This is a genomic window from Bradyrhizobium sp. AUGA SZCCT0105, from assembly GCF_018129565.1.
Taxonomy (GTDB): Bacteria; Pseudomonadota; Alphaproteobacteria; order Rhizobiales; family Xanthobacteraceae; genus Bradyrhizobium.
The window spans coordinates 437601-462407 of the sequence record NZ_JAFCMK010000003.1; the positions used below are offsets into that span (position 1 = coordinate 437601).

24 protein-coding genes and 1 pseudogene are annotated in these 24807 nt (G+C 65.9%); 13 read left to right on the top strand and 12 right to left on the bottom strand.

Annotated features, from left to right (window positions below; translation table 11 throughout):
- Positions 1 to 80 precede the first annotated feature (80 nt).
- Entirely contained in the window at positions 81 to 572 is a 492-nt protein-coding gene (locus JQ573_RS17925) for a hypothetical protein (RefSeq protein WP_409334652.1), read from the top strand.
- 9 nt (positions 573 to 581) lie between these two features.
- On the opposite strand, the gene JQ573_RS17930 is transcribed toward JQ573_RS17925, so the two are convergent.
- Positions 582 to 1292 (bottom strand): DJ-1/PfpI family protein, encoded by a 711-nt coding sequence (locus tag JQ573_RS17930; RefSeq protein ID WP_212313800.1) that lies wholly within the window; start codon positions 1290 to 1292, stop codon positions 582 to 584.
- A 75-nt stretch (positions 1293 to 1367) separates the two neighbouring features.
- Here JQ573_RS17930 and JQ573_RS17935 point away from each other — a divergent pair, with 75 nt between their 5' ends.
- Positions 1368 to 2363, top strand: coding sequence for a GlxA family transcriptional regulator (locus JQ573_RS17935; protein ID WP_212313802.1), 996 nt, complete (start codon positions 1368 to 1370; stop codon positions 2361 to 2363).
- Between the two features lie 240 nt (positions 2364 to 2603).
- Here JQ573_RS17935 and JQ573_RS17940 read toward each other — a convergent pair whose 3' ends face one another.
- Together JQ573_RS17940 and JQ573_RS17945 are read right to left on the bottom strand one after the other, a co-directional pair.
- Positions 2604 to 3152, bottom strand: a complete 549-nt coding sequence (locus JQ573_RS17940) for a carboxymuconolactone decarboxylase family protein (RefSeq protein WP_212313808.1) — start codon at positions 3150 to 3152, stop codon at positions 2604 to 2606.
- A 194-nt stretch (positions 3153 to 3346) separates the two neighbouring features.
- Positions 3347 to 4261, bottom strand: coding sequence for a LysR family transcriptional regulator (locus tag JQ573_RS17945; protein ID WP_212314334.1), 915 nt, complete (start codon positions 4259 to 4261; stop codon positions 3347 to 3349).
- Positions 4262 to 4377: 116 nt separating this feature from the next.
- Between JQ573_RS17945 and JQ573_RS17950 the strand changes: the two genes are divergently transcribed.
- The 3 genes from JQ573_RS17950 (at position 4378) to rnk (ending at position 6195) form a co-directional block, all read left to right on the top strand.
- Entirely contained in the window at positions 4378 to 4944 is a 567-nt protein-coding gene (locus tag JQ573_RS17950; RefSeq protein WP_212313809.1) for a chromate transporter, read from the top strand.
- The gene (locus JQ573_RS17955; protein WP_212313814.1) at positions 4941 to 5471 is read left to right on the top strand and encodes a chromate transporter; all 531 of its coding nucleotides are present in this window, start codon (positions 4941 to 4943) and stop codon (positions 5469 to 5471) included. The genes JQ573_RS17950 and JQ573_RS17955 overlap by 4 nt, the downstream gene beginning before the upstream one ends.
- 304 nt (positions 5472 to 5775) lie before the next feature.
- Positions 5776 to 6195 carry a nucleoside diphosphate kinase regulator gene (gene rnk, locus JQ573_RS17960; RefSeq protein WP_249131919.1) on the top strand — a complete coding sequence of 140 codons (420 nt, stop codon included), beginning with the start codon at positions 5776 to 5778 and terminating at the stop codon, positions 6193 to 6195.
- A 4-nt stretch (positions 6196 to 6199) separates the two neighbouring features.
- Here the strand turns inward: rnk and JQ573_RS17965 are convergent, their stop codons facing one another.
- From JQ573_RS17965 to JQ573_RS17975, 3 genes are all read right to left on the bottom strand, one after another.
- Entirely contained in the window at positions 6200 to 6394 is a 195-nt protein-coding gene (locus JQ573_RS17965; protein WP_163162778.1) for a hypothetical protein, read from the bottom strand.
- A gap of 145 nt (positions 6395 to 6539) precedes the next feature.
- Positions 6540 to 7604, bottom strand: coding sequence for a ketopantoate reductase family protein (locus JQ573_RS17970; protein ID WP_212313815.1), 1065 nt, complete (start codon positions 7602 to 7604; stop codon positions 6540 to 6542).
- 124 nt (positions 7605 to 7728) lie between these two features.
- Complete coding sequence (locus JQ573_RS17975) at positions 7729 to 8538, bottom strand: LytTR family DNA-binding domain-containing protein (RefSeq protein WP_212313816.1); 810 nt, start codon at positions 8536 to 8538, stop codon at positions 7729 to 7731.
- Between the two features lie 94 nt (positions 8539 to 8632).
- On the opposite strand from JQ573_RS17975, the gene JQ573_RS17980 reads away from it, so the two are divergent.
- The 7 genes from JQ573_RS17980 to JQ573_RS18010 all read left to right on the top strand — a co-directional run bounded on the left by JQ573_RS17980 (position 8633) and on the right by JQ573_RS18010 (position 16406).
- Entirely contained in the window at positions 8633 to 9697 is a 1065-nt protein-coding gene (locus JQ573_RS17980) for a dienelactone hydrolase (RefSeq protein WP_212313817.1), read from the top strand.
- Between the two features lie 198 nt (positions 9698 to 9895).
- Complete coding sequence (locus tag JQ573_RS17985) at positions 9896 to 11119, top strand: TetR/AcrR family transcriptional regulator (RefSeq protein WP_249131920.1); 1224 nt, start codon at positions 9896 to 9898, stop codon at positions 11117 to 11119.
- Positions 11120 to 11354: 235 nt separating this feature from the next.
- Complete coding sequence (locus tag JQ573_RS17990; protein ID WP_212313818.1) at positions 11355 to 12593, top strand: branched-chain amino acid ABC transporter substrate-binding protein; 1239 nt, start codon at positions 11355 to 11357, stop codon at positions 12591 to 12593.
- 135 nt (positions 12594 to 12728) lie between these two features.
- Positions 12729 to 13676 (top strand): branched-chain amino acid ABC transporter permease, encoded by a 948-nt coding sequence (locus tag JQ573_RS17995; RefSeq protein ID WP_173638683.1) that lies wholly within the window; start codon positions 12729 to 12731, stop codon positions 13674 to 13676.
- Positions 13673 to 14965 carry a branched-chain amino acid ABC transporter permease gene (locus JQ573_RS18000; RefSeq protein WP_212313819.1) on the top strand — a complete coding sequence of 431 codons (1293 nt, stop codon included), beginning with the start codon at positions 13673 to 13675 and terminating at the stop codon, positions 14963 to 14965. The genes JQ573_RS17995 and JQ573_RS18000 overlap by 4 nt, the downstream gene beginning before the upstream one ends.
- Positions 14962 to 15711 carry an ABC transporter ATP-binding protein gene (locus JQ573_RS18005; RefSeq protein WP_212313821.1) on the top strand — a complete coding sequence of 250 codons (750 nt, stop codon included), beginning with the start codon at positions 14962 to 14964 and terminating at the stop codon, positions 15709 to 15711. Before JQ573_RS18000 ends, JQ573_RS18005 begins: the two co-directional genes overlap by 4 nt.
- Positions 15711 to 16406, top strand: a complete 696-nt coding sequence (locus JQ573_RS18010; RefSeq protein WP_176529142.1) for an ABC transporter ATP-binding protein — start codon at positions 15711 to 15713, stop codon at positions 16404 to 16406. The genes JQ573_RS18005 and JQ573_RS18010 overlap by 1 nt, the downstream gene beginning before the upstream one ends.
- Before the next feature lie 76 nt (positions 16407 to 16482).
- Here the strand turns inward: JQ573_RS18010 and JQ573_RS18015 are convergent, their stop codons facing one another.
- Complete coding sequence (locus tag JQ573_RS18015) at positions 16483 to 17397, bottom strand: LysR family transcriptional regulator (RefSeq protein ID WP_212313823.1); 915 nt, start codon at positions 17395 to 17397, stop codon at positions 16483 to 16485.
- 68 nt (positions 17398 to 17465) lie between these two features.
- Between JQ573_RS18015 and JQ573_RS18020 the strand changes: the two genes are divergently transcribed.
- Positions 17466 to 18083, top strand: a complete 618-nt coding sequence (locus JQ573_RS18020; protein WP_212313825.1) for a GNAT family N-acetyltransferase — start codon at positions 17466 to 17468, stop codon at positions 18081 to 18083.
- A gap of 43 nt (positions 18084 to 18126) precedes the next feature.
- Here JQ573_RS18020 and uca read toward each other — a convergent pair whose 3' ends face one another.
- The 5 genes and pseudogenes from uca to JQ573_RS18045 form a co-directional block, all read right to left on the bottom strand.
- The gene (uca, locus tag JQ573_RS18025; protein WP_212313826.1) at positions 18127 to 21669 is read right to left on the bottom strand and encodes an urea carboxylase; all 3543 of its coding nucleotides are present in this window, start codon (positions 21667 to 21669) and stop codon (positions 18127 to 18129) included.
- Between the two features lie 3 nt (positions 21670 to 21672).
- On the bottom strand, positions 21673 to 22311 hold the full coding sequence (locus tag JQ573_RS18030; RefSeq protein ID WP_212313827.1) for an urea amidolyase associated protein UAAP2: 639 nt from the start codon (positions 22309 to 22311) through the stop codon (positions 21673 to 21675).
- Positions 22308 to 23153 (bottom strand): urea amidolyase associated protein UAAP1, encoded by an 846-nt coding sequence (locus JQ573_RS18035; protein WP_212313828.1) that lies wholly within the window; start codon positions 23151 to 23153, stop codon positions 22308 to 22310. Before JQ573_RS18035 ends, JQ573_RS18030 begins: the two co-directional genes overlap by 4 nt.
- A 42-nt stretch (positions 23154 to 23195) precedes the next feature.
- Positions 23196 to 23983: pseudogene (locus JQ573_RS18040) on the bottom strand (ABC transporter ATP-binding protein); the annotation flags it as partial.
- The gene (locus tag JQ573_RS18045) at positions 23980 to 24798 is read right to left on the bottom strand and encodes an ABC transporter permease (RefSeq protein ID WP_176529135.1); all 819 of its coding nucleotides are present in this window, start codon (positions 24796 to 24798) and stop codon (positions 23980 to 23982) included. The pseudogene JQ573_RS18040 and the gene JQ573_RS18045, both read right to left, overlap by 4 nt.
- Positions 24799 to 24807: the final 9 nt, after the last annotated feature.

Below are 24807 nucleotides of genomic sequence, written 5' to 3' on the forward strand. Positions count from 1 at the left end.
TGTGAACGGCATCACCCATTCAGGTCACTAGGCGTGCTAGCGATTCCGCGCCACGGAAAGCGCAGATACAGGAGACGAGAATGAGACTTGGAATGAGGCTTGGCCGATTGACGATCCTCGCATGTTCATTGTCGCTGGCCTCGTCCGCCGCATCGGCCGCGCCTGCGACCACGTCCGGCTCGGTTGCGCTGGCGCTCGCAGGCGTGGTGGCGCCGTACTCGTCGCTACCGGCCAAGAAGAAGAAAGCGGTCGCCGCATTCTTTGGCGGCAACAGCAATGTTCACGTCACCGGGAAGATCACCGTCACGGCCGACAAGGTCGTCTGCCGCGCCAGCAATGTCGACATCACCTCGCGCTCCTGCGCGCTGACCTTCGGCAGCAGGACCCGCACCGTAAAGGGCCGCGAGGCCAACGCGATCTACGCGACCGTGGCGCTCGCCGGCGTGCCGCCCGACGGCGCCGCAGGCACGATCTACGAGGCGCTGTCGAAACTGTCCTGCACGCTCGATCCCACGGTGATCAAGGACAAGGCCGGCGGCGGTGCCGACTGCAGCTTCGAGCCGGGCAATTAGCCGCCGCGTTCAATCTCCCACCACGACGCCCAGCCTCGCGGCCACGCGGCGTGCGGTTTCTTCCCGCTGCGCCGTGATCGCGCGTACGGCCTGGCGCGACTGCTGCAGGATCTCGGGTGGCGCGGTCTCCGGCGTGCCGCTGTCGAACGGCGGCTCCGGCGCATACACCATATAGAGCTGGATCGCGCGCGCGGCGTCGTCGCCGCGCAATTCAGCCGCGAGCCGCAATGCGCCATCGATGCCGGCCGTGACTCCGGCGGTAAAGACAAAGCTTCCGTCCACCACCACGCGTTCGTTCACCGGCGTCGCGCCGAAGAACGGCAGGAGATGAAACGAGGCCCAATGCGTCGTCGCCCTGCGCCCCTTCAGAAGGCCCGCCGCTCCGCAGATCAGCGCGCCCGTGCAGACCGAGAAGATGCGGCATGCCCCCGCCGCCTGCCGGCTGATCCAGCCGAGCACTTCCGCGTCCTCCATCAGGGCCTGCTGACCGAAGCCGCCCGGAACATGCAGCACATCGAGCGGCGGCGCCTCGGTCAGCGTCGCATCCGGTGTCAGCCGCAATCCCTTGATGTCGCGGACCGGCTCGGCGGTCTTGCCGTAGATGCGGTAGGTCGAATTCGGAATCCGCGACAACACCTCGAACGGCCCGGTCAAATCGATTTGATCGACGCCTTCGAACAGCAGTGATCCGATCCGCAAGTGGACATCTTGAGCAATCATCGAACTTCCCTCAAACTTCGCGTGAACTTTCCCTGCACTATGGACAAAGCGAATCTAGCGCGGCACGTTTCGGCGATGACGCCAACCAGCCCACGTTTCCCGCCAAAAGGCCGCCGCCTGATCGAAGTGCTGGCTTACCCGGCGGTGCAATTGCTCGATGTCACCGGACCATTGCAGGTGTTCGCATCCGCCAACGCGCTGGCGGCCAGGGCAGGCAACGCCGAGCCTTATGAGGTCCGCGTCGTCGCCAAGGATGGGCCCACGATCGAAGCATCGGCCGGCGTCGGGCTCGCGGTGTACCCGCTGCCCGCCGTCAGCACGGCAGTCGACACGCTGGTGATTCCGGGCGGCGACGGCGTCAACGCAGCGGCGGCCGATAGCATCCTACTGGACTGGGTACGCGGACGCGCCGCGCAAGCGCGCCGCACCGCATCGGTCTGCACCGGCGCGTTCCTGCTCGCCGCATCGGGCGTTCTCGATGGCCGTCGTGCCGCGACCCATTGGCAATTCTGTTCGGAACTCGCCGAGCGATTTCCCGATGTTCGCGTCGAGTCCGATCCGATCTTCGTCCGCGACGGATCGTTCTGGACGTCGGCCGGCGTCACGTCCGGCATCGATCTCGCGCTGGCCCTGTTGGAGGAAGACCTCGGCCGCGCGGCGGCGCTTGCCGTCGCCCGCTATCTCGTGGTGTTCTTCAAGCGGCCGGGCGGCCAGGCGCAGTTCAGCGAAATCCTGTCGCTGCAAACGACTGACGACAGGTTCGGCGCGCTGCATGACTGGATCAGCGGCCATCTCGCCGACGACCTCTCGCTTTCGACGCTGGCGAAGCAGGCCGGCATGAGCGAGCGCAGCTTCAGCCGGCACTATGCCGATGCAACCGGGCTGACGCCGGCGCGCGCGATCGAGCGATTGCGGGTCGAGGGCGCCCGGCATTTGCTCTCGGAGACGCGCCTGCCGGTCAAGCGAATCTCGCAGCGCTGCGGCTTCGGGTCCGAGGAGACGATGCGCCGCAGCTTCCTGCGCGTGCTGTCGACCACACCGCAGGATTACCGCGCCAGATTTGCGCGTTAGCTAGAGCGTGATGAGATTGGGTCGAAGGCGATTGCGACGGCTGCTGCGCTCCCTCACCCCGTTCTTACGGGGAGAGGGTTGGGGTGAGGGGCTGTCTCCGCATATACCGCAATAGCTGCGTTTGCGGAGGCTCCCCCTCACCCGGAACGCATCTAACGATACGTTCCGACCTCTCCCCGCACGCGGGGCGAGGTAAAGTGGAGCGCCTCGCTTGTGATCAACCGGCCGGCTGAGATCGGCTCAACCATTCCAGGCATGGTCCTGCAATCCCGGCTCCAGCGGCGGATTGGTGATGCTGCCCGTGTAATTCGTGATGGTCGATGCCGCCACGATGGTGATCACTTCGAGCACGAGGTCCTTGTAGAACCCGGCCGCCAGGAATCGTTCGATCTCCTCGTCGTCGAGCCGACCGCGCTTTTCGATCAGCGACCGCGCCAGCGTCGAGAGCGCGCCGAGGGTCTTGTCGGCAGGCGAGCGGCCGGCACGCATCGCGTCGACATCTTCAGGATCGAGCCCGGCCTGCAAACCGAGCGCGGAATGCAGCGCGACCGCCCAGGTGCAGCCGTTGGTCACCGCATCGGTGAGCAGCACGGTCTGGATCTGCTGCTCGGTGAAGCTGCCGCCGTGAACCTTGTCGAAGATGCCGATGAAGCTCTGGATCAGCACCGGTGACGTCGCCATCGTCGCCGCAAGGTTCGGGATCATGCCAAACCGCGCCTCGACGTCACGCAGGGCCGCCTTCGAGGCTTCCGGGGCGGAGTCGATCGTATGGACAGCAAAACGTGCCATTGAACTGCCTTTCACTGTGGTGATTGAACCCGAGGCCGCCGGACGCAACCGAGCTGTTGCGATCGACGCGCCGGCATCAGGGTTCGATGGGAGCTATCTAGCCGCGCGGTGGCGTGAGCGTTCGCCAAACTCCCCACATTCCACGCCATCCGCGGGGCCTGCGTCGACGTGAAGCCACGTCGCGCGACACTCCGTCAAACGGCGGCCCGATCCTTCACCCGTCGCGTCACGATGCCGAGCAGGCGGCCGAGCGTGCCGGCGGCGGGGCCCTTCTTGCGCGCCAGTGCGAGCGGCGCGACCAGGCCGGTGGCGCGGTCGAGGCGGAGATAGGACACGCCTGCGGTCTCCAGCCGCGCCATCGATTCCGGCACGATCGAAATCCCGAGCCCGGCCGCGACCAGGCTCAGCGTCGATACCATCCGCGTCGCCTCCTGCGCCACTTTCGGGCTGAAGCCTGCCGCGCGGCAGGCGGCGATGATGCTGTCGTAGAGGCCCGGTCCGGTCGGACGGCGGTAGAGGATCAGCGGCTCGTCGGCGAGCGAGGCCAGCGAGATCCGCCGGCGCGTGTCCTTGCGGGCGCGCGGATGATGATCGGGCAACGCCACCAGCATCTCCTCGTCGAGCAGATGCGTGATCGTCAGGTTCTCCAGCCGCTCGCTCGGCGAGCGCACGAATGCGGCATCGAGCCGGTCGGCCTCGACGGCTTCGATCAGATCGCCGGTCGAGGCCTCCTCGAGCGACAGCGTGATCGCCGGCGCGCGCTCGCGCATTTCGCGCATCACGCCGGTGACGAAGGGATGGAAGGCGGCCGACGAGGTGAAGCCGATCGCAAGCTGCCCCTCCTGGCCGCGGCTCGCGCGGCGCGCGGCTTCCACGGCAAGCTCGGTGTCGCGCAGGATCGCGCGCGCCTTGCCGACGAAGGCCCGGCCGGCGGCGGTCAGCTCCACCCCGCGCGGCTGCCGGCGAAACAGCGGCGCGCCGATCGCGGTTTCCAGCGCGCGGATCTGCTGGCTCAGCGGCGGCTGCTGGATGCCGAGCCGCGCGGCGGCACGGGTGATATGGCCTTCCTCGGCGACCGCGACGGCATAGCGGAGATGGCGCAGTTCGATCATCAGAGCGATCCATATGCAATAGATATGCAAATTCCCGTATCCATATATTGGATATTTGGCACGCGGCCAACTAAAGTGAGCTCAACAACGAACGAACCGGAGCCGCCCCGCCGATGGACGCCATTCCCGCCGCACAGACCGCCAAGCATGACGCACCTGATGTCGGCGAGTTGTTCACGGGCTTCTTCATTCTCGGGCTGACCGGTTTCGGCGGCGTGCTGCCGCTGGCACGGCACATGATGGTGGAGAAACGCGGCTGGCTGACCGGCGCCGAGTTCACCGACCTGCTCGGGCTCTGCCAGTTCCTGCCCGGCGGCAACATCATCAACATGTCGGTGGCGGTCGGGCTGAAGTTTCGCGGCATTCCCGGCGCCCTTGCTTCGATCCTCGGCCTGATCGCGGTGCCGACCGCGGTCGTGATCGGCCTCGGCGTGATCTATGGCCGCTTCGCCGACCACCCGGTGGTGCGTCATCTGTTCGGCGGTCTCGCCGCAGCGGCGGCCGGGCTGCTGATCTCCACCGCGATCAAGATCACCTGGCCGTTGCGGCGCGATGTGCTCGGGCTTGTCATCGGCGCGCTCTGCGTGCTCGCGATCGCGGTGTTCAGATTGCCGCTGCTGCCGACGCTATTGACGCTCGCGCCGCTCAGCATATTCCTCCGATCGAGGCAGGCGTCATGACCGCAACCCTCGTTACGCTCGCCCTGATTTTCGCCGAGCTGTCGCTGCTCGCGTTCGGCGGCGGCAACACCATCCTGCCGGAGATGCAGCGTCAGGTGGTCGACATCCATCACTGGATGACGGCGCAGGAGTTCGGCGCGCTGTTCGCGCTGGCCCAGGCCGCACCGGGACCGAACATGATGGTGGTGCCGCTGGTCGGCTGGCATGTGGCCGGCTTCCCGGGCGTATTGGTGACCTCGCTCGCCAAGTTCGGGCCGTCGTCGCTCGTCACCGGCTTCGCGCTGCGGCTCTGGGAACGCTTCAAGGACCGGCCGTGGCGCCGCACGGTGCAGGCCGGGCTGGTTCCGGTCACCGCCGGCCTCGTCACCGCCAGCGCCATCGTCATCACCCATTCGTCGACCTCGAGCTGGGGCACCATCCTGATCGCGGCCATGGTCGCGATCGCCACCACCACGACCCGGATCCATCCGCTGCTCGCGCTCGCCGCCGGCGCGGTGCTCGGCCTCACCGGCATCGGCCAGCCCTGACACCATGCTGTTACGGCGATGGCGTGGCGCGTGCGCGCTTTCGCCGCAATGGATGCAACGTCATGAGCGGCTATGTTGATGGTGCCATGATCGACATGTTGAGCATCGACACCCGCATTGCGCGCCTTGGTTTGCGCGCCGGACGTCTGCACGCAGGCACTTAGCCGGCCGGCGATCGCGCGCCGTCCGGATTCTCGTCGTCGTCAATTCATAACACCATCAAATCATTCGGCCTGTCGCGTCGCGCGAGACATCTGCGCGCCGGCAGCGCCGCGCCTGCGATCAACCGCAAAGATCATCCGACATGACCCGAACCATTCAAAACGACTTTACCGCTCCTGCATTGCCGCCGATCGTGATCACCGCGAGCGAGGCGCATCGCCTCAGCGCGCTGGCCGATTCCAGCATGGCGGTGTTTCCCCGCGTGGCCCAGTTCCTCGCCCGCGAGACCGACCGCGCCCAAGTCGTCGCCGACGATTCCGAACTGCCTGACGTGGTCCGCATGGGCGCGCGCGTGCGCTACCGCGACGACGAAACCGGCGACGTCAGGGAAGTCGTGCTGGTGTACCCGCACGAAGCCGACATCGCGCTCCGGCGCATCTCGGTGCTGACGCCGGTCGGCGCCGCGCTGATCGGATTGTCGGTCGGCCAGACCATCGATTTCCAGACGCCGAGCCACCAGACACGCTCGGTGACGATTCTGGCCGTGAAGCAGCAGAGCTAGCGGCCTACGCCGCCAGATGGCACTGCCCCATCTCCAGCCCGTGCCGGCGCCCGCGCGCGATGCCCTCGGCGATCGCCTTCACGACGATCTCGGCATCGTCGGGGGAAAGATGGTCGAGCGGCTGCCAGGCGCGCATGATGTCGCGCGCGCGATCGAGGTCGCCGTAGATGGCAAGAAGAGGAAGCGATTTGATCGGCATGTCGGTGGCTCCCAACCGCAAATCTCGTGCGAGCCTACCTCAGCTGAACAGGTCGAGCCATGCGTTCGGCAGCCGCGATTGCACGCTTTGCCGAGCGCCGATGCATGGCGAGGGCGCTTGCCGCCCCCGCCAACACGTCGTTGGGTTACTCGGCGCCCGAGCCGCCCTGCACGATCTTTTCGTTCAGCTTCTGATCGACGGTCTCGACGGTGCGGTCGATCTCGGCGCTCGGCGTGCCGAGCTGATGCGAGATCAGCTTCACCAGCAGATCAACGCGCTCGATGAACGGCGCGCCGGCGGCGACCGCGCGGGCCGCCGAGGACGGCTTGAGCAGGCTCTCCGCCGCCTTGGCGTATTTCGCGAACGGCACCTGATCGGCAGGATCGGCGCCGAGCTTGCGCGCGATGCCGTCGACATGGTCATAGATCGCCTGTGAGCGCGTGAGGTCGCCGTGGACGGCGTCGCGGATCGATTGCGGTTCGGTCGGCGTGATGCAGCGATAATTGCCGGTCAATAGCATCGACCACTTCGCCAGCGGCACGAACAACGAATCGAACACCTTCAGCTTCACCGGAACGTCCTGGCCGTCGAGCGTCACCGCGTCGATGTCGGCTTCGAGCTCGCGCAGCACCTTGTTGTGCTTGTCGTCGGCGAAGACGGAGGCCTTGAAGTTGGTTGGCAGGCCGACATGCAGGACGTTGGCCTTCTCCTCCGGCGGGCGGAAGGCCTGCGGATCCGGCGAGCACAGCGTCACGAGTCCCGGCTCGAAGCGCTCCCACACCTGGGCGTTGGTGTAGGCCTCCTCGAGGTCCATGCCGGCGAGCGCGGGGATCCGCTTCAGATACGGCAGCGGCGGCATGTTCATGATCGACAGGCAGGGCAGCTTCGCCGCCGCGATCTTGATCATCAGGACGCGAACCGTGTGGTTGGTGTATTGCGGCTCCTGCATCGCAAGGCCGACCATGTCGTAGCGCGACACGTCAACATCGGCGGGCGTGACGGCGTCGAGCTTGCCCGGCAGGTCGCGCGAGAAGATCGAGCGGTGCTCCTTCTCGTCACGCAGCTTGACGCGCACCTCGGTGCCGTCGCGGTTGATCAGGTCCGCAGTGTTCTTCCGGCACACCAGGGACACGTTGTGCCCCGCCATCAGAAGCTTGGTCCCCAGCAGGGAGCCGTAGGAAGCCCCAAGGATCAGAATGTTGCGCGCCATGTTTCCTCTCTCAAAGACCAATCCCGGACCTCGTGCCGGCGGTCCGTGGTATACCAGATACTTGTCTTACGATGTTCCAGCGATCCGGCCAAGCGCCTTGGCGCGCTGCTGCGGCTTGGTCGGCTCAGGCGCCGAGCGGCATCCTATCCTGCTGATTACACAGCAGTTTCTGTCCGGCGCGACTCACCGGCAGCACGAGATTGTCGTCGAGCCGGACGCCGAGCCGGCCGGACTGACGCGTCAACCCCCGGACGGCGGTGTGGGCGACCCAGTGTGACCGATGGATCCGCACCCCGGTCTCCGGTCCCAAGGCTGCAACGGCATCGGCCAGCTTGATCAGGATCAGGGCCTCACCGCGATCGGTGCGCACGCGGACATAATGGTCCTCCGCGCTCAGGGACAGGATGGCCGCGCTGCGGAGTGCAAACGGCAATTTCGAACGAAACGAGCAGCATGCATCCGGCGGGGACGTCGGCTGTGCCGGGTCGATGGCGAGATCGGCAGCTTCAGCGGGTACCCGCCGGAGGGCCCAGATCAGCGGGCCGAGGAACAGATTGATGGACAGCACCTGCAGGGCGAGGTCGCGGTAAGTCACATAGGGCAGCACCTGGGGCGCCAGCAGCCACAACAATTGTTGAACGATCCAGCCGCCGACCGGCGCAACCGCCACCGCGACGCCGATCGCAGCCCAGAACGGCTCGGCGCCGGAGAACAGATAGCGCCGCACCAGCGCCGTCACGCCAATGACCAGGGTGGTGATCAGCAGCGCGCCGACCACGAAATGGACCAGCCGCGTCAGCAATCCCATCCCGACATAGGTGCCGAACGCGCCCACGATCGCGAGCCCGACACCGGTCACCACCGGCAGCACCAGCGCGGCGTGGCGCCGCGGCAAGGCCATCGAATCCTGGCGTAAGAGTTCGGTGATGGTCATTGGCGAATAAGAATTGCCGTTCGCGAAGTGGACGTGGACCCGAGACCGCACCTTCCTATAGCAGCCGGACGGTCGATCATTCGAGGACGCGCTCATGAAATTTTCGATGGTTCCGGCGGCTCGGCTCCGGCTGCTCTGCACCTGTCTCTGGTCCTGTCTTGGCTTGCTGGCCCTCCCGGTCCTGGTGCCGCCCACCGCGGCCGAGGCGACCGAGGCGGGCTGGCGCCAGATCACGATCCCGGTCTCCGCCACCAATCCGGCGGCTATCCCCGTCGCACTTTATTACCCGACCCAAACGCCGGCCCGTGCCATCCCGATGGGCGCGTTCACGGTCCGGGTCGCGATCGGGGCGCCGCCCGATGCAAAATTCAAGGGCCTGATCATCCTCAGCCACGGAACGGGCGGCTCCGAGCTCGGGCATACCAGCCTGGCGGAGGCGCTGGCCCGGCACGGCTATTTGGTCGCGGCCTTGCGGCATCCCGGCGACAATTGGGAGGATCATTCGATCTGGCAGCAGCCGCCGGGGACATTCTTCACTGAACGACCGCGGCAAGCGTCGCGGGTGATCGATGCGCTGCTGGCCGACCCCGAATGGAAGGACAGGATCGCGACCGATGCCCAGGGTCCGCGCATCGGGGCGGCCGGACACTCCGCCGGCGGCTACACCGTGATCGCGCTGGCCGGCGGCCAGGTCGAGCTGTCGCGCATCGGCGCGCACTGCAAGACCGATAGCAAGGACGATCCCTTGTTCTGCAGCATGGGGGGCGACTCCAAGTCACCGCCCGCCGTGACATTGCTGCCGACGGCGACCGATCCGCGGGTGCGCGCGGTGGTGGCGATGGCGCCGGCCGGCGTGGTCTTCACCGCCGCATCGCTCGCCGCGATCAAGATACCGACCGCGGTTTACGCAGCCGAACGTGACCGCTGGCTGGTGCCGCGCTTCCACGCCGAATGGATCGCACAGAATCTGCCGCACGCCGAATTTCACATGATCCCCAACGCGTGGCACTTCGCCTTCATGGATCGCCCAGGCACACCGATCCAGACCCTGGATGGCGACGCCGCGGCAGATCCGCCCGGCTTCGATCGCGAGGTGCTGCTCACGCAGTTGCGCAACGATCTGCCCGCCTTCTTCGACAAGGCATTTGCGCAGGAGTAGATGGCGACGCAGCTGACCGTGCCGGGATCGGACTCACGCAACGAGACGGGATCATGATGCGCGCCGCCGCGTCATGATCTCGTGCTCGGATCACGCGATAGGAGGTTCGTCGGACCAAATCGGCGATTGAAAGTCCCATGCCGAGAGGATTATCTCCCGTCAGGATTGGCATCCGGCAACCGGAAAGGGCATCGGAGCTTGCAAGTCGCTGCGCTGACAGGTCGAGCTGAAGAGATTCTGGTCGCTGCATCCCGGCTGTTTGCCCGCCATTCCTATGCCAATGTCACGATGGAGCAGGTTGCGGCGGCGGTACAGGCCGTGCCGGGCGCGCTGTATCATCACTTCCGCGACAAGGAAGACCTGATCTTTCATTGCTACCTGCGCGGCCTCGCGATCTACAGGCGCGAGATGGAGGCGGCGGCCGAGCCCGGTATCGACGGGCTCGAGATCGTCAGGCGCTTTGTGCGCGGCCGGCTGCGGTCCGAAGCCCAGCGCATGATCCTGTTCACCGATATCGATGCGCTGGCTGCGCCCTACAGCAGCGAAGTCCATGCCAAGCGCTGGCAGAATGCCGCCTGGCTTGCGGAGATTCTGGATCGGGGCGTAGCGGACGGCTCGATCGCCTGCGACGAACCGCTGCTCACGGCGGTGGCGCTCATCTCCATCCTGGACTGGGTTCCGTTCTGGCTGTCCGAACGCGACTACTACACGCGCCAGCAGGCGATCGATGCCATCGATGACATCATCACGCACGGGGTTTACCGGCGCGAGATCGCGGTTCCCGAGATGCCCGAACCGCTCAGCCTTGCCCCATTCCTGGAGTCGCGCGCGGCGTTGAACAAGCGGGCCGCGAAGTTCGACAGGATGCTTTCGATTGCCTCCGACAGCTTCAACCGCAGGGGCGCGTCAGGCACGTCGCTCGAGAGCATCGCCGTGGATGCAGGCATGACCCGCGCCGGCATCTACTATCACTTCAGCGAAAAGGAGAGCCTGCTGCTGGCCTGCCTGCGACGCGGGCTCGCCGGCGAGATCAGCGTTCGCGAGCACCTGCAGGACCAGCGCCTCGGGGCATTCGATCACATCGTGCAGAGAATCCGCTTGCTGTTGATGCTGCACGACACGCCCTGCGGCCCGAAGGCGACCTACCACAACATCAACTATCTCAACGAAATTGACCGGAAAGCCTATGTCGGCCAGGTGCTGGCGACGATCCGGCAGGACCAGGACAGCTATCAGCGCTGGATCGACGAGGGCCGCTTCCGCCGCATCGATACCTACTTCGCCGAGCGTATTCTGACCGGAATGGGCCACTGGTATCCGATCTGGTTCAAGACCAGGCGTGACCGGTCTCCAGTCGAGATCGCCGATCATTTCGCGCGGTTGTTTCTCTCGGGACTCAAGCCGCGGCGACATCCGGCTTGAGCATCGGTTCCAAAATGCTGGGCGGGCGGGCGGGCGCAGGTCTCATCCGAAAGTTTACTGCTAATTCAAAACAGCGACCAATTCTGAGGACATATAGCCTATAACATCATACTACCTTCCGCTAAAACTTGACGCCATATTCAAGGCGAAAGTTGCGAAGGCGCGGCAATTGGGGTTATGAGACGGCCTCGATCGCTTAAGATCAATCAGAACATGAGCAAGGGAGGAACGCAGGATGCATAGGCTGATCGTTGCCGCCGCGGCAGCGCTGACGGTATTGGGAGGCGCGGCGTCCGCGCAGGAAACCATCAAGATCGGCTATATCGATCCGCTTTCCGGCGGCGGCGCCAGCGTTGGCGAAGGCGGCCTGAAGACGTTTCAGTACCTCGCCGACGAATTGAACGCCAAGGGCGGCATCCTCGGCCACAAGGTCGAGATCGTCCCGCTCGACAACAAGACCAATCCGCAGGAAAGCCTGGTGCAGGCGCAGAAGGCGGTCGACGCCGGCATCCACTACATCACCCAGGGCAACGGCTCGTCGGTCGGCGCGGCGCTGGAAGATTTCGTCACCAAGAACAATTCGCGCAACCCCGGCAAGGAAGTGCTGTACTTCAACTACGCCGCGGTCGATCCGAGCATGACCAATGAGAAGTGCAGCTACTGGCATTTCCGCTGGGATGCGAACTCGGACATCAAGATGGCCGCGCTGACCAACTACATGAAGGGCCAGCCGTCGATCAAGAAGGTCTATCTGATCAACATGGACTACTCGTTCGGCCAGTCGGTGCGATCGGAAGCGCGCAAGATGCTGGGCGAAAAGCGTCCGGACATCCAGATCGTCGGCGACGAGCTGCACCCGATGCTCAAGGTCACCGACTTCTCGCCCTACATCGCCAAGATCAAGGCGTCCGGCGCCGACACCGTCGTGACCGGCAACTGGGGACAGGACTTCGCGCTGCTGCTCAAGGCCGCGGCCGATGCCGGCCTCAAGGTCAACTGGTACACCTATTATGCCGGCGGCGCCGGTGGACCGACCGCGATCAAGCAGACCGGTCTCGAGAACCAGGTGTTCCAGATCAGCGAAGGCGTCCCGAACTCCGGCAACAAGGCGGCGATGGATTTCGAGAAGGACTTCCGCGCCAAGACCGGCATTTCCGTGTGGTATCCGCGCGCCGTCAATGAGATGCGGATGTTCAAGGCCGCCGCCGAGAAAGCCAATTCGATCGATCCGGTGAAAGTCGCGGCCGCGCTCGAGGGCATGAAGTTCGACGTATTCGACGGCGGCGACGGCTTCATGCGCAAGGACGACCACCAGTTCTTCCAGCCGATCATCATCTCCTCGTTCGGCTCGCTGGCCGACAAGGCCAAGGAGCCGTTCGACGAAGAGAACACCGGCTGGGGCTGGCACATCGTCTCCAGGATCGACACCGATCAGACGGTGCTTCCGACCACCTGCAACATGAAGCGGCCCTGATCGGCCGCTGCAAGGCGCCTCCGCGACCACAGGGTTGCGGAGGCGTTCGCCTTCCGGCAGCGTCGTGGTGCCGTAGCTCATTTCACCGACAGGTTATTGATCACGTGAACCGTTCCAGTCTCAAGCGGGTGCGCCGTGGCTGAGCTCATCGTCATCTCGACACTCAACGGCGTGCTGTTCGGCATGCTGTTGTTTCTGCTGTCCAGCGGACTCACCGTCATCTTCAGCATGATGGGCGTGCTCAACTTCGCGCATGCGAGCTTCTACATGCTGGGCGCGTTCTTCGGCTTTCAGCTCACCCGCTGGATCGGCTTCTGGCCGGCGCTGGTGATCGCACCGCTCCTGGTCGGCGTGGTCGGCATGGGCGTCGAGCGCTACGGCCTGCGCAACACCCACAAGCACGGCCACGTCGCCGAGCTGCTGCTGACCTTCGGTCTGGCCTTCGCCATCGAGGAAATCGTCTCGATGATCTGGGGCAAGAGCCCGGTCGACTATCGGGTTCCGGCGGCGCTCGACTTTCCGGCCTTCACGGTGTTCTCCACCAACTACCCCGCCTACAAGATCTTCATGCTGGTGGTCTCGGTCGTGATCTTCATCGCGCTCCTGGTCACGCTGAAGCGGACGCGGGTCGGCCTCATCGTGCAGGCCGCGCTGACCCATCCGAGCATGGTCGGCCATCTCGGTCACAATGTCGGCCGCGTGTTCATGCTGGTGTTCGGCGTCGGCAGCGCGCTGGCGGGTCTTGCCGGCGTGATCGCCGGTCCCTCGCTGGTGACGCAGTCCGACATGGCCGCGCTGCTCGGGCCGATCCTGTTCGTCGTCATCGTGTTCGGTGGCCTCGGTTCGTTGCCCGGCGCCTTCATCGCCTCGCTCCTGATCGGGCTGATCCAGACCTTTGCGGTCGCGCTCAACGGTTCGCTCGCCAGCGTGTTCGGGCCGCTCGATCCGAGCCTCGGTGCCTCGCCGCTGACCGACATCTGGAACGTCACGATCGCGCAGATCGCGCCGATCCTGCCCTATCTGCTGCTGGTGCTGGTGCTGATCTTCCGCCCCATGGGCCTGCTGGGGACGCGCGAGTCATGAGCAACGCCGCTATCCCCACCTCCGCCGCGGCCAAAGAAGAGTCCGCCAGCGCCCTGAGCTTCTATGGCATCTGGCTGATCGCAGCCGTAGCACTCGTCGTGCTGCCGCTGATCTTCTCCTCCGGCGGCTCGCTGACCTCGTTCAGCCTGATCGGCATCGCGATCATCTTCGCGCTGTCCTACAACATCCTGCTCGGCCAGACCGGGCTATTGTCGTTCGGCCACGCCGTGCAGTACGGCCTCGGCGGCTTCCTCGCCGTGCACGCCATGAATGCGGTCGCGAGCCACAACTGGCCGATCCCGCTGCCGGTGATCCCGCTGATGGGCGGCATCGGCGGCATGACCTTCGCATTGCTGGTCGGCTGGGTCATGACCAAGCGCGCCGGCACGGTGTTCGCGATGATCTCGCTCGGCATCGGCGAATTGGTCGCCTCGTCGTCGCTGATCCTGCGCAGCGTGTTCGGCGGCGAATCCGGTATCACCACCGACCGCACCTCGCTGATGCCGCTGTTCGGCTGGACCTTCGGGCCGCAGATCCAGGTCTACTATTTGATCGCGTTCTGGGTGCTGATCTCCGCGATCGCGATGTACGCGCTGACCCGCACGCCGCTCGGGCGCATCTGCAACGCGGTGCGCGACAATCCGGAACGGGTCGAGTTCATCGGCTACGATCCGCATGTGGTGCGCTATCTCGCCTACATGTTCGCCGGCTTCTTCGCCGGCATCGCCGGCGGCCTCGCCGCGATCAATTTCGAGATCGCCAACTCCGCCTATCTCGGCGCGACGCAATCGGGCCTCGTGCTGTTTTCGGCGTTCATTGGCGGCACCGCCTATTTCTTCGGTCCGATCCTCGGCGCCATCCTGGTGACCTATCTGCAGCTCGGGCTGACCAACGTCACCTCGGTCTGGCAGCTCTATTTCGGCATCATCTTCATCGCCATCGTGATGTTCGCGCCGGGCGGCATCGCCGGCATCTTGATGAAGCACCGTCCGCTGATCCGCGCCGGCACGCTTGGTGCCGTGATCCCGTCCTATCTGGTCGCGGCGATCCCGACGCTGGCGCTGGCGCTCGGCATCATCCTGAGCATCGAGACGGTCGCGCGCTTCTCGGGCGGCGACGCCATCAATCTGCTCGGCATTCCCTTCGCCGCCACGGCGCCGACGACCTGGGCGGCCGCCGCGGTTCTGGTGGTCGGCGGCTTCCTGGTCGCGCGCATCACCTGGCGACGCATTGCGGAAGCCTGGGATCGCGCCGCGACGGTGGCCCGTGATCGGGGGTATCTGGCATGACCGCAGCCATCGAAGTCAACGCCGTCGAGAAGAGCTTCGGCAACGTCCAGATCATCCGCGACCTCAACCTGAACGTCGCCAAGGGCGAGCGTCACGCCATCATCGGCCCGAACGGCGCCGGCAAGTCGACGACGTTCAACCTGATCAGTGGCTACATCAAGCCGACCTCGGGCGAGATCCGTCTCAACGGCGAGGTCACCTCGGGCCTGCGGCCGTTCGAGATCAACCGGCGCGGGCTGTCGCGCTCGTTCCAGGTCACCAACGTGTTCGCCCGTATGACGGTGTGGGAGAACGTCCGCTGCGCCGTGCTGTGGGCGACCGGCCACCGCTACGCGTTCTGGAAGAATGTCGACAACCTCCCCGAGGTGAAGCAGCGCACCGCGCAGATCCTCGACGACATCCATCTCAGCCATCGCCGCGACGTGCCGGCGGGCTTGCTCACCTATGCCGAGCAGCGCGAGCTCGAGATCGGCATCACGATCGCCGGCGGCGCCAGCGTCATCATGCTGGACGAGCCGACTGCGGGCATGAGCCATGCCGAGACCGAGCGCGCCGTCGCGCTGATCCGCCGCCTCACCGAAGGACGCACGCTCGTGATCGTTGAGCACGACATGAGCGTGGTGTTCGGCCTCGCCGACCGCATCTCGGTGCTGGTCTACGGCCACATCATCGCCTCCGGCACCCCGGAAGAGATCCGCGGCAATCCGAAGGTCAAGGAAGCCTATCTCGGCGAGGAGGTCGACTGATGCTCGAAGTCAGGAATCTCCACGCCTATTACGGCAAGAGCCACATCCTTCAGGGCGTCGATCTCGACATCGCCGCCGGCGAGGTGGTGAGCCTGCTCGGTCGCAACGGCGTCGGCCGCTCGACCACCGTCAAGGCGATCATGGGCGAGGTGCCGCCGCAAGGCACCATCCGCTTCAAGGGCAAGGACATCGCGGGCCTGCCGAGCCACAAGATCGCCCGCCTCGGCCTCGGCTATGTGCCGGAGCATCGCGACATCTTCCCGAGCCTGACGGTGCGTCAGAACCTGATCCTCGGCATCAAGGACCCGCGCCGCCCCGGCAAGTGGCGGCTGCAGGAGATGCTCGACATGTTCCCCAACCTCGCCCGCCGCGCCGACACGCCGGCCGGCGTGCTGTCGGGCGGCGAGAAGCAGATGCTGACCACCTGCCGCACCCTGCTCGGCGATCCCGAATTGATGATGATCGACGAACCGACCGAAGGGCTGGCACCGCTGATCGTGCAGCAGGTCGGCGAGCTGATCGCGCGGATCGCCAAGGCCGGCGTCGCCATCCTCCTGGTCGAGCAGAAGCTCTCGATCGCGATGAAGATCTCGAACCGGGTCTACATCATGGGCCACGGCCGCGTCGTGTTCGAAGGCACCCCCGACCAGCTCAAGGCGAATGCCGCCATTCGGGAGGAATGGCTCGAGGTGTGAGGGGGTTCCCCGCTCGTGACCGACGGCGGCGGATCACGGGACAACACCACATCCGGGCAAAACGGCACGGATCGGGTCAGGCCGGAGCGCGGGCGGGCTTCCTGTATTCCGCGGTCTCGGCGCGAAGCAGGTCGCAGAATTCCAGCGCGAGACGGCTGCGCGGCCGTTGCGACGGAAACAGCAGCACGGTGGTGATCTCCAGCCGCGGCGTGAACGGCTTGAGCACGATCCGGGCGCTGGCAAAATCCCGCGCCACGACGGGATCGACGATCGAGAAGCCCAGCCCTTGCGCAACCAGAGCGCAGCGCTGCATGCTGTACTGAATCTCCGCTACCGTTCTGACCTCGGCCCCGGCGTCTTCGAAGGCGCGTTCGAGGCGCGTTCGATGCAGCGCGCCCGGGGCTGGCGCAATCATCGCCTCGCCGTGCAGGTCTTTTGGCATGATCAATCGCTTCGACCGCAGCCGGTGCTGACGCGGCAGCACGCAGATGGCGTCGGTGGTCATCAGCAGTTCGTCGTCGACCGCTGCAAAACCCGACTGGGGTCGCGCCAGCCCGACATCGCACTGGCCCGCAGCAACCAGGCTCCAGACCCGTTCAGGGCTGTGCACGGCGACCGACAGCATGATGCCGGGGTTCTTCCTGGAGAACTTGCTGACGATCCGCGGCATCAACGAATAGGTGAATGCTGGAAGGCAGGCGATCCTCAGCGTCCCGCTGCCCCGCGCGCGAATGCCGCGCGCCGCACGCGCCAGATACTCCAGCCCGGCCTGGTTGCGCTCCACCTCATGCAGGAATATCTCGCCTTCCGGCGTCAACGTGACGCCGCCGCGCCCGCGTTCGAACAGCGCGAAGCCGATCTCGCGCTCCAGCCGCGCGATAGCGCGACTGACGAAAGGCTGCCCGATCCGCAGGCTCAGGGCCGCCTTGGTGATTCCGTTGTGACGCACGACCTCGCGAAACAGGTCAACGTGTCTCGGATTCAGGGACATGACCAATCCGCATATGAACTGCCATTCCGGTCATTTGACGGCATGTTGGTTCGATGCGTCAATAGGGCATGCAATTCGTAGACAGCCATGCCGCCTTGGCCACCGACCGCATCCTGCTGACCAGGATCTACGGTCCTGAGATCTCGCGGGTAATGCCGCTCGGGGACGCCGGCATGCTTCGGCAGCTCGATCGCGGCGGCTCCGGCCAGGCGGCGGCCGCGCGCATGGCAACCACGCTGAGCTGCGCGAACGTCACGGCCACCTTCGCGATCGAGGACGCCGGGTCAGGCGACATCATCGGCCTTACCGCTTTCGCGGCGCTCGAGCCGGAGGAGAAGCGGGCGACGCTTGCGCCGATCTGGAGCAGCGGACGATTGGACGAGGTCCTGCTCATCAGCCATGTCGCGCATCTCATGACGCGGTATGCCTTCGAGGTGCTCGCCGTCGAGCGGGCCGAGGTGCATCTGGATTGGCGCCTGCGGCGTACGCTCGAGCTCTACACCGGCCTCGGCTTCCACTGCGAAGGACGGCTTCGCGCCTATTTTGCCTGCGATGAAGGTCCATCCGCCGACGCTGCGGTCCTCAGCGCGGTACGCTCCGGATGGCCTGCCATCGCCGACCGACAGCGCCGGCTCCTTGCCAACGAGGCGTGGCGCTGTCGGCTTCCGTCCGATCGTCCCCCATAGCGCCATGATGGGGACAGGACCGCAGCAGATCGACGCGGCCGATCTACTCCGGCCGGATCAACGCCACGACATCGCCGGCGCGCAACGTCTGGCCGGGCTTGACCGGCACCGACGCAATGCGGCCCGCGCTCGGCGAATGCACTGATATCTCCATCTTCATGGACTCGATGATAGCGAGTGTGTCGCCGGCGGCAACCACGGCGCCCTCCTCGACCAGGATCTTCCAGATGTTGCCGGGCACCTCCGAGAACGCGCCGACCTGGCCGTCGGGAATGCCGGTTGCGACGGCACTCGCATCGATCGATTCCGCCGGCGCCTCGTCGAGCTTCATCTCGCGCCAGCGCTGGCGCTCGGCATCGAACGCCGCTTGTTGCGTCGCTTTGAACGCGGCAATCGATGGCCGCGCATCGGCCAGCGACTTCGCATAGTCGGCGTAGGAGAATTCGCCCTGCTCGATCCTGATGTCGTATTGCCCGTGCGGGAACGCGGCGCGGGCGTCGAGCAGTTCGTCGGCGTCGACCGGGAAGAAGCGGATCTTGTCGAAGAACCGCAGCAGCCAGGGATGACCCGGCTCGAACACCCGCGTGGTACGCCAGCTGTTCCAGACCTGGATGGTGCGGCCGAACAGCTGGTAGCCGCCCGGCCCTTCCATGCCGTAGATGCACATATAGGCGCCGCCGATGCCGACCGCGTTCTCCGGCGTCCAGGTCCGCGCCGGATTGTACTTGGTGGTCACCAGCCGATGCCGCGGGTCGAGCGGGGTCGCCACCGGCGCGCCGAGATAGACGTCGCCGAGGCCGAGCACGAAATAATCGGCGTCGAACACGACGCGGCGAACATCATCCTCGCTGCCGAGGCCGTTGATGCGCCGGATGAACTCGACATTCGACGGACACCACGGCGCATCCGCGCGCACCAGCTCCTGATATTTGCGCATCGCAAGCTCGGCCTCTGGATCCCGCCATGACAACGGCAGATGCACGGTGCGGCTCGGCACCCGCATCGCATCGACCGGCGGCAGTTCGCGCTCGATCTTTCGCAGTACGTCGAGCAGCTTCGTTCGCGACAGCGCCGTGCCGTCATAATGGATCTGCAGCGAGCGGATGCCGGGCGTGAGGTCGATCAGGCCGCCGAGTTTTGCTTCTTCCAGCGCCTGCGCCAGCACATGCACGCGCAGCCGCAGCGCGATGTCGAGCTCCATCGGGCCATATTCGACCAGGAGATTGTCGTCGCCGGCGCGCCGGTACACCACCGGAATCGGACCATCATCGTTGCGGCCAACGATGGCCGCGCCGAGCTCGGGCGCTTGGAGCACCGTGGGGCCGGCGACGGGATCGTCGCGTTTCACCGGAACGAAGCGGACGGTGTCGCCGGGCCTGAGCTGGCCGACCTTCCACAGCTCGTCGCGCGCGACGACCGCCGGACAGACGAAGCCGCCGAGACTCGGTCCGTCCGGTCCCAGAATGATCGGCATGTCGCCGGTGAAATCGATCGAGCCGACCGCATAGGCGTTGTCGTGAATGTTCGACGGATGCAGTCCGGCCTCGCCGCCGTCGGCGCGGGCCCAGCGCGGCTTCGGCCCGATCAGCCGCACGCCGGTGCGGGCGCTGTTGAAGTGCACCTCGTAGCTCGCCGCGAACAGCGTCTCGATGTCCTCGTCGAGGAAGAAATCCGGCGCACCATGCGGGCCGTAGACCACGCCGATCTGCCACGCCGAGGTCAGCTGCGGCCGTTCGTCCTCGGTTGCGCGGCGCGGCAAGGCAAGGCCAGATCGCTCGGCACCGATGTGCAGCACCTCGCCGGCCTTCAGCGAGCCGGTCGCATGGCCGCCGAAGGCGCCGAGCGCAAACACCGCCCGCGAGCCGAGAATCTCGGGCACGGCGATGCCGCCGCGCACGGCGAGATAGCTGCGCTGGCCCGGGCCCTTGATGCTGCCGATGACAAGCGTCTGGCCCGCGCACACCGCGACCGGCTCGTCATGAGCGACCTCGGTACCGTCGAGCGATGCCTTCATGCGTGCACCCGCGAGCGCGACGATCGCATCGGTATTGAAGCGCAGGGTCGGCCCGTTGACCGTCAGCTCCAGCGCGGTCGTGGTCTCCGGATTGCCGACCACGCGGTTGGCAAGACGAAACGACCGCTCATCCATCGGCCCGCTCGGCGGCACGCCGACATGCCAGAGATGCAGCCGGCCGGGCAATTCCTGCACCCCACTCTGCGCACCCGGTGCGACGACGTCGATGGTGCGCGGGCGATAGGCGAATGCGCCGAGCACGCTGGTCGCCACCTTGCCGCCGCGGAACACGTCAGACGCCGCGATCGCGCGGAGATAATCGAGATTGGTCTCGATGCCGGCAACGACCGTGTCATCCAGCGCTTTCGCCAGCTTTGCGATCGCGGCCTCGCGCGTCTCGGCCGACACGATGATCTTGGCCAGCATCGGATCGTAGAACGGCGAGACCTCGGTGCCGGTCTCGATCCATCCGTCGATCCGCGCATCCGGCGAAAACGCGACCTGCGTCAGCCTGCCCGCGCTCGGGCGAAAGCCTGCGCCCGGGTTCTCGGCGTAGAGCCGCACCTCGATCGCCGCGCCCCTCGGTGCGAGCGCGCCGGCCTCGCCCAGCACATCCTCGCCGGCCGCCTGCCGGATCATCCATTCCACGAGGTCGACGCCAGTGACCTGCTCGGTGACGGGATGCTCGACCTGCAGGCGGGTGTTCACCTCGAGAAAGTAGAAATCCTCGCGCGCGACGTCATAGATGAACTCCACCGTACCGGCGGATTCGTAAGCGACCGCCTTGCCGAGCGACACCGCGGCCGCGTGCAGCCGTTGCCTGATCTCGGCGGAGAGACCGGGCGCGGGGGTCTCCTCAAAGACCTTCTGGTTGCGCCGCTGCAGCGAGCAATCGCGTTCGCCGAGCGCGACCACATCGCCCTTGCCGTTACCGAAGATCTGCACCTCGATGTGGCGGGCTTGGGCGACGAACCGCTCGAGATAGACCCGGGCATCACCGAAGCTCGCCCGCGCCGTGCGCTGCACCGATTCAAACCGCTCGCGCAGCGTTGCCATGTCGTGGCAGAGCTGCATGCCGATGCCGCCGCCGCCCGCCGTACTCTTCAGCATCACCGGAAAGCCGATTCTGTCAGCCTCGCGCACCGCCTCCTCGATGGTCTCCAGCAGGCCGGAGCCCGGCAGCAGCGGCACGCCGCTGCGCTCGGCGATCTCGCGCGCACGGTGCTTGAGGCCGAAGGCGTCAAGATGCTCCGGCCGCGGCCCGATGAATTTGATGCCGTGTTCGGCGAGCCGCTCGGCAAAGCGGCGGTTCTCCGACAGGAAGCCGTAGCCGGGATGCACCGCCTGCGCGCCGGTCGCAAGACACGCAGCCATGATCGCATCGACGTTGAGATAGCTCTCGGCCGCCGGTGCCGGACCAATGCGCACCGCCTCGTCGGCCTCGAGCACCGGCCGCGTGAAGCGGTCGGCGTCGGAATAGACCGCGACCGAGCCGATGCCCATGCGGTGCAATGTCTTTCCGATCCGCCCGGCGATCTCGCCGCGGTTGGCAATCAGGACCTTGCTGAACATGCCTCACGCCTCCGGCTCGAAGATCGTGACCTGCACCGGCGTCGGGAAGAAGCCGTTGCAGGGATTGTTGATCTGCGGGCAGTTCGAGATCAGGCACAGCACGTCCATCTCCGCCACCAGCTCGATGGCGTCGCCGGGTTTGGAGACGCCGTCGACCACGGTGAAATTGCCGGCGGGATCGATCGGTACGTTCATGAAGAAGTTCAGGTTCGGCACGATGTCGCGCTTCGACATGCCGTGCTTTGCGGCTTCGATCACGAAATTCTCGCGGCAGGCGTGCTGGTACCGGGTCTGGTGCCCGAACCGCACGGTGTTGCTTTCGCAGGAGCAGGCGCCGGCGGAGGTATCGTGCAGGCCGCAACTATCAGCGGTGACGCGCAGCATCACCCGGCCTTCATTGGACATGATCCTGGTGCCGAGCCCGACATAGGCCGAGCCCTGCGCGCGCAGCGTATCCTGACCGCTGTAGCGCTCGCCGAAATCGTCGGCGCGATAGAACAGCGTATCGACCGCCTGCTGGCCATGGGTATCCGTGATCCGCAGCGTCTGCCCTTTGCGGATGATGGCCGACCATGGCTTGCGCGCGGGAATTTCGACGTCGAGAACGACGCGGCCACGGGTCTGAGCGGATTGCGTGGTCATCGCACGGCTCCTTCGCTCGTCTCGCCGAGATACAGCGCGTTGTTCTGATAGGCGCGGATCGCCTCGGCCGTCGCGGTGCGGCACAAATCGTCGGCGGCGGGCTTGGCCGAGCGGTAGCGCACGATCTCCACGCTCGCCTGCGGATAGCTTTCCGCGGGATCGAGCGGATGCGGACAGTTCGACAGCGCAATCAGCAGGTCCACCTCCGCACGCAGATCGACGAAATCGCCCTTTTGCCGGCGCGCGTCGGACCAGACAAACCCGCCTTCCGCGTCGATCGCAACCGGTGCAAAGAAGCTGACGCAGGGATGAACGTCGCGGCGATCGAGCCCGAGCTTGGCCGCGGCCAGGATGAAATTGTCGCGCGTGTTGCGGAAACTCCCTTCGCCGTATTTCGGCAGGTTGGTCGCCGCGGTCGAGCCGCCGACCACGGCATCATGCGCGGCGCTGCTGTCCTCGGTGATGCCGAGCAGCGCACGCCCCATGTCCGAGAGCAGCACGCGGCCCTTCTGCAGCCGCGCCGCCCACTGCACCTTGATGGTGTCGGCGTGGTTGAGCCGCTCGGTGGTGTCGGCGCTGTTCCAGGCAAGAAGGCTGACGGTCGATGTCCCCGAACTGTTGACGATACGCAGCGTGTCGCCGCGGTTCAGCCGTGTGGTCCAGTACCAGCCGGCCGGAATCGTCTCGCGATGGATGATCGCATCGGTGGCGATCGGCGCAGCGTCGCGCGCGGTTGGCGCCGGCAGCGCCCGCGGCGCGTGCTCCTGCCCCGCCGCCTTCAGCTCGTTGTAACGTCGGGTATGCGCCGCGATCTCGGCCTTCTGTTCCTCTGTGAGGATCATGGTTGCTCCTTCAAGACGAGAGCGCCGGGCCGTCCCGGCTGATGCTCCTTGTCTGACCGGGCCGTCCCGATCGGAGCTGGTTGAACGGATGACCGCGGCTCCGCGCTGCGGCGTGGGAAGATCTCGAGGTCGCGTGACACCGTGGCGCCGTAGCGCTCGCGCTCCTCCGGCCGGTTGCGCTGCCGCTCCAGCGCGATCACGCGCGTCGCGAGCCCGAACGCCTCGCTGAGGTCATGCGTCACCATCACGATAGTCAGATGGGTCTCGTTCCAGAGCCGCTTCATCAACACATGGATGTCGGCGCGAATCCCCGGATCGAGCGCGCCGAACGGCTCGTCGAGCAGCAGGATTTTTGGACCGCGCATGATCGCCTGCGCGAGGGCGAGGCGCTGCTGCATGCCGCCCGACAGCGCCGACGGATATTTGCCCTCCTGACCGGCGAGCCCGACCTCGGCAAGCAACGCCACGGCCTCGTCGGTGGCGGCGCGGCGCGCGGCGCCGAACAGCCGGGCGGTGAATTTGGCGTCGCGCAGTTCGCGGCCCAGCATGACGTTTTGCAGCACGGTCAGATGCGGAAACACCGAGTAGCGCTGGAACACCACGCCGCGGTCGGCATCCGGCTCGGCGCGCAACGGCTTGCCGTCGACCATGATCTGGCCGCGGCTCGGCTGCTCCTCACCGAGCAGCATCCGGAGCAGCGTGGTCTTGCCGCAGCCGGACGGGCCGACTAGCGCAATGAAGGCGCGCGGCTCGACCTCCATCGTGATGCGCTCGAGCACAATGTGATCGCCATATTCCTTCCAGACGTCGTCGAACCGGATCGCGCTCATTCCGCCCTCACCGAGGCAAACCAGGGAAACAGCCTGCGCTGCGTGACGCGCAGGCCGACATCGATCAGGAACGCCAGCAGCGTGATCCAGGCGACGTAGGGGATGATGACGTCCATCGCGAGATAGCGGCGCACCAGGAAGATCCGGTAGCCGAGCCCGGAATCCGAGGCGATCGCCTCTGCTGCGATCAGGAACAGCCACGCCGGTCCAAGTTGCAGCCGCAGCACGTCGATCAGCCGCGGCAGCGTTTGCGGCATCGCGACGCGCAGCGCGATCTGCCAGGTCGAGGCGCCGAGCGTCTGCGCCTTGACGATCTGCTCGCGCGGCAGCTCCTGCACCTTCATGGCGAGGTCGCGGATCATGCAGGGCAGCGTCCCGATCACGATCAGCGCGATCTTCGAGTTCTCACCCAACCCCATCACGATGAACAGGATCGGCAACAATGCCAGTGGCGGCACCATCGAAGTCACCGACACGAACGGCCCGAGCAGGGCATTGGCGCCCGGCAACAGCCCGATCACGATGCCGAGGACGAGCGCCGCCACCGTCGAGATCGCCAGCGCCGACCCCAGTCGCCCCAGGCTGGCGACGGTGTCGGAGGCCATCAGATAGCCGCCGGTGCGCGGATCGACCTCGAACGCCATCTGCTTGACGGCCTGCACCATGCTGGGCAGCGCCGGCAGCAGCTTGTCGTTCGGGTTTTGCGTGAGCCGCGCGCTGGAGCCGGCGAAGTAGGCGATTGCGACCAATACGAACGGCAGCGCGAGCAGATAGAATCGCGTCTGCCGTCCCGGCCGTATGTTCACAAGTCGCATGTCCGGCTC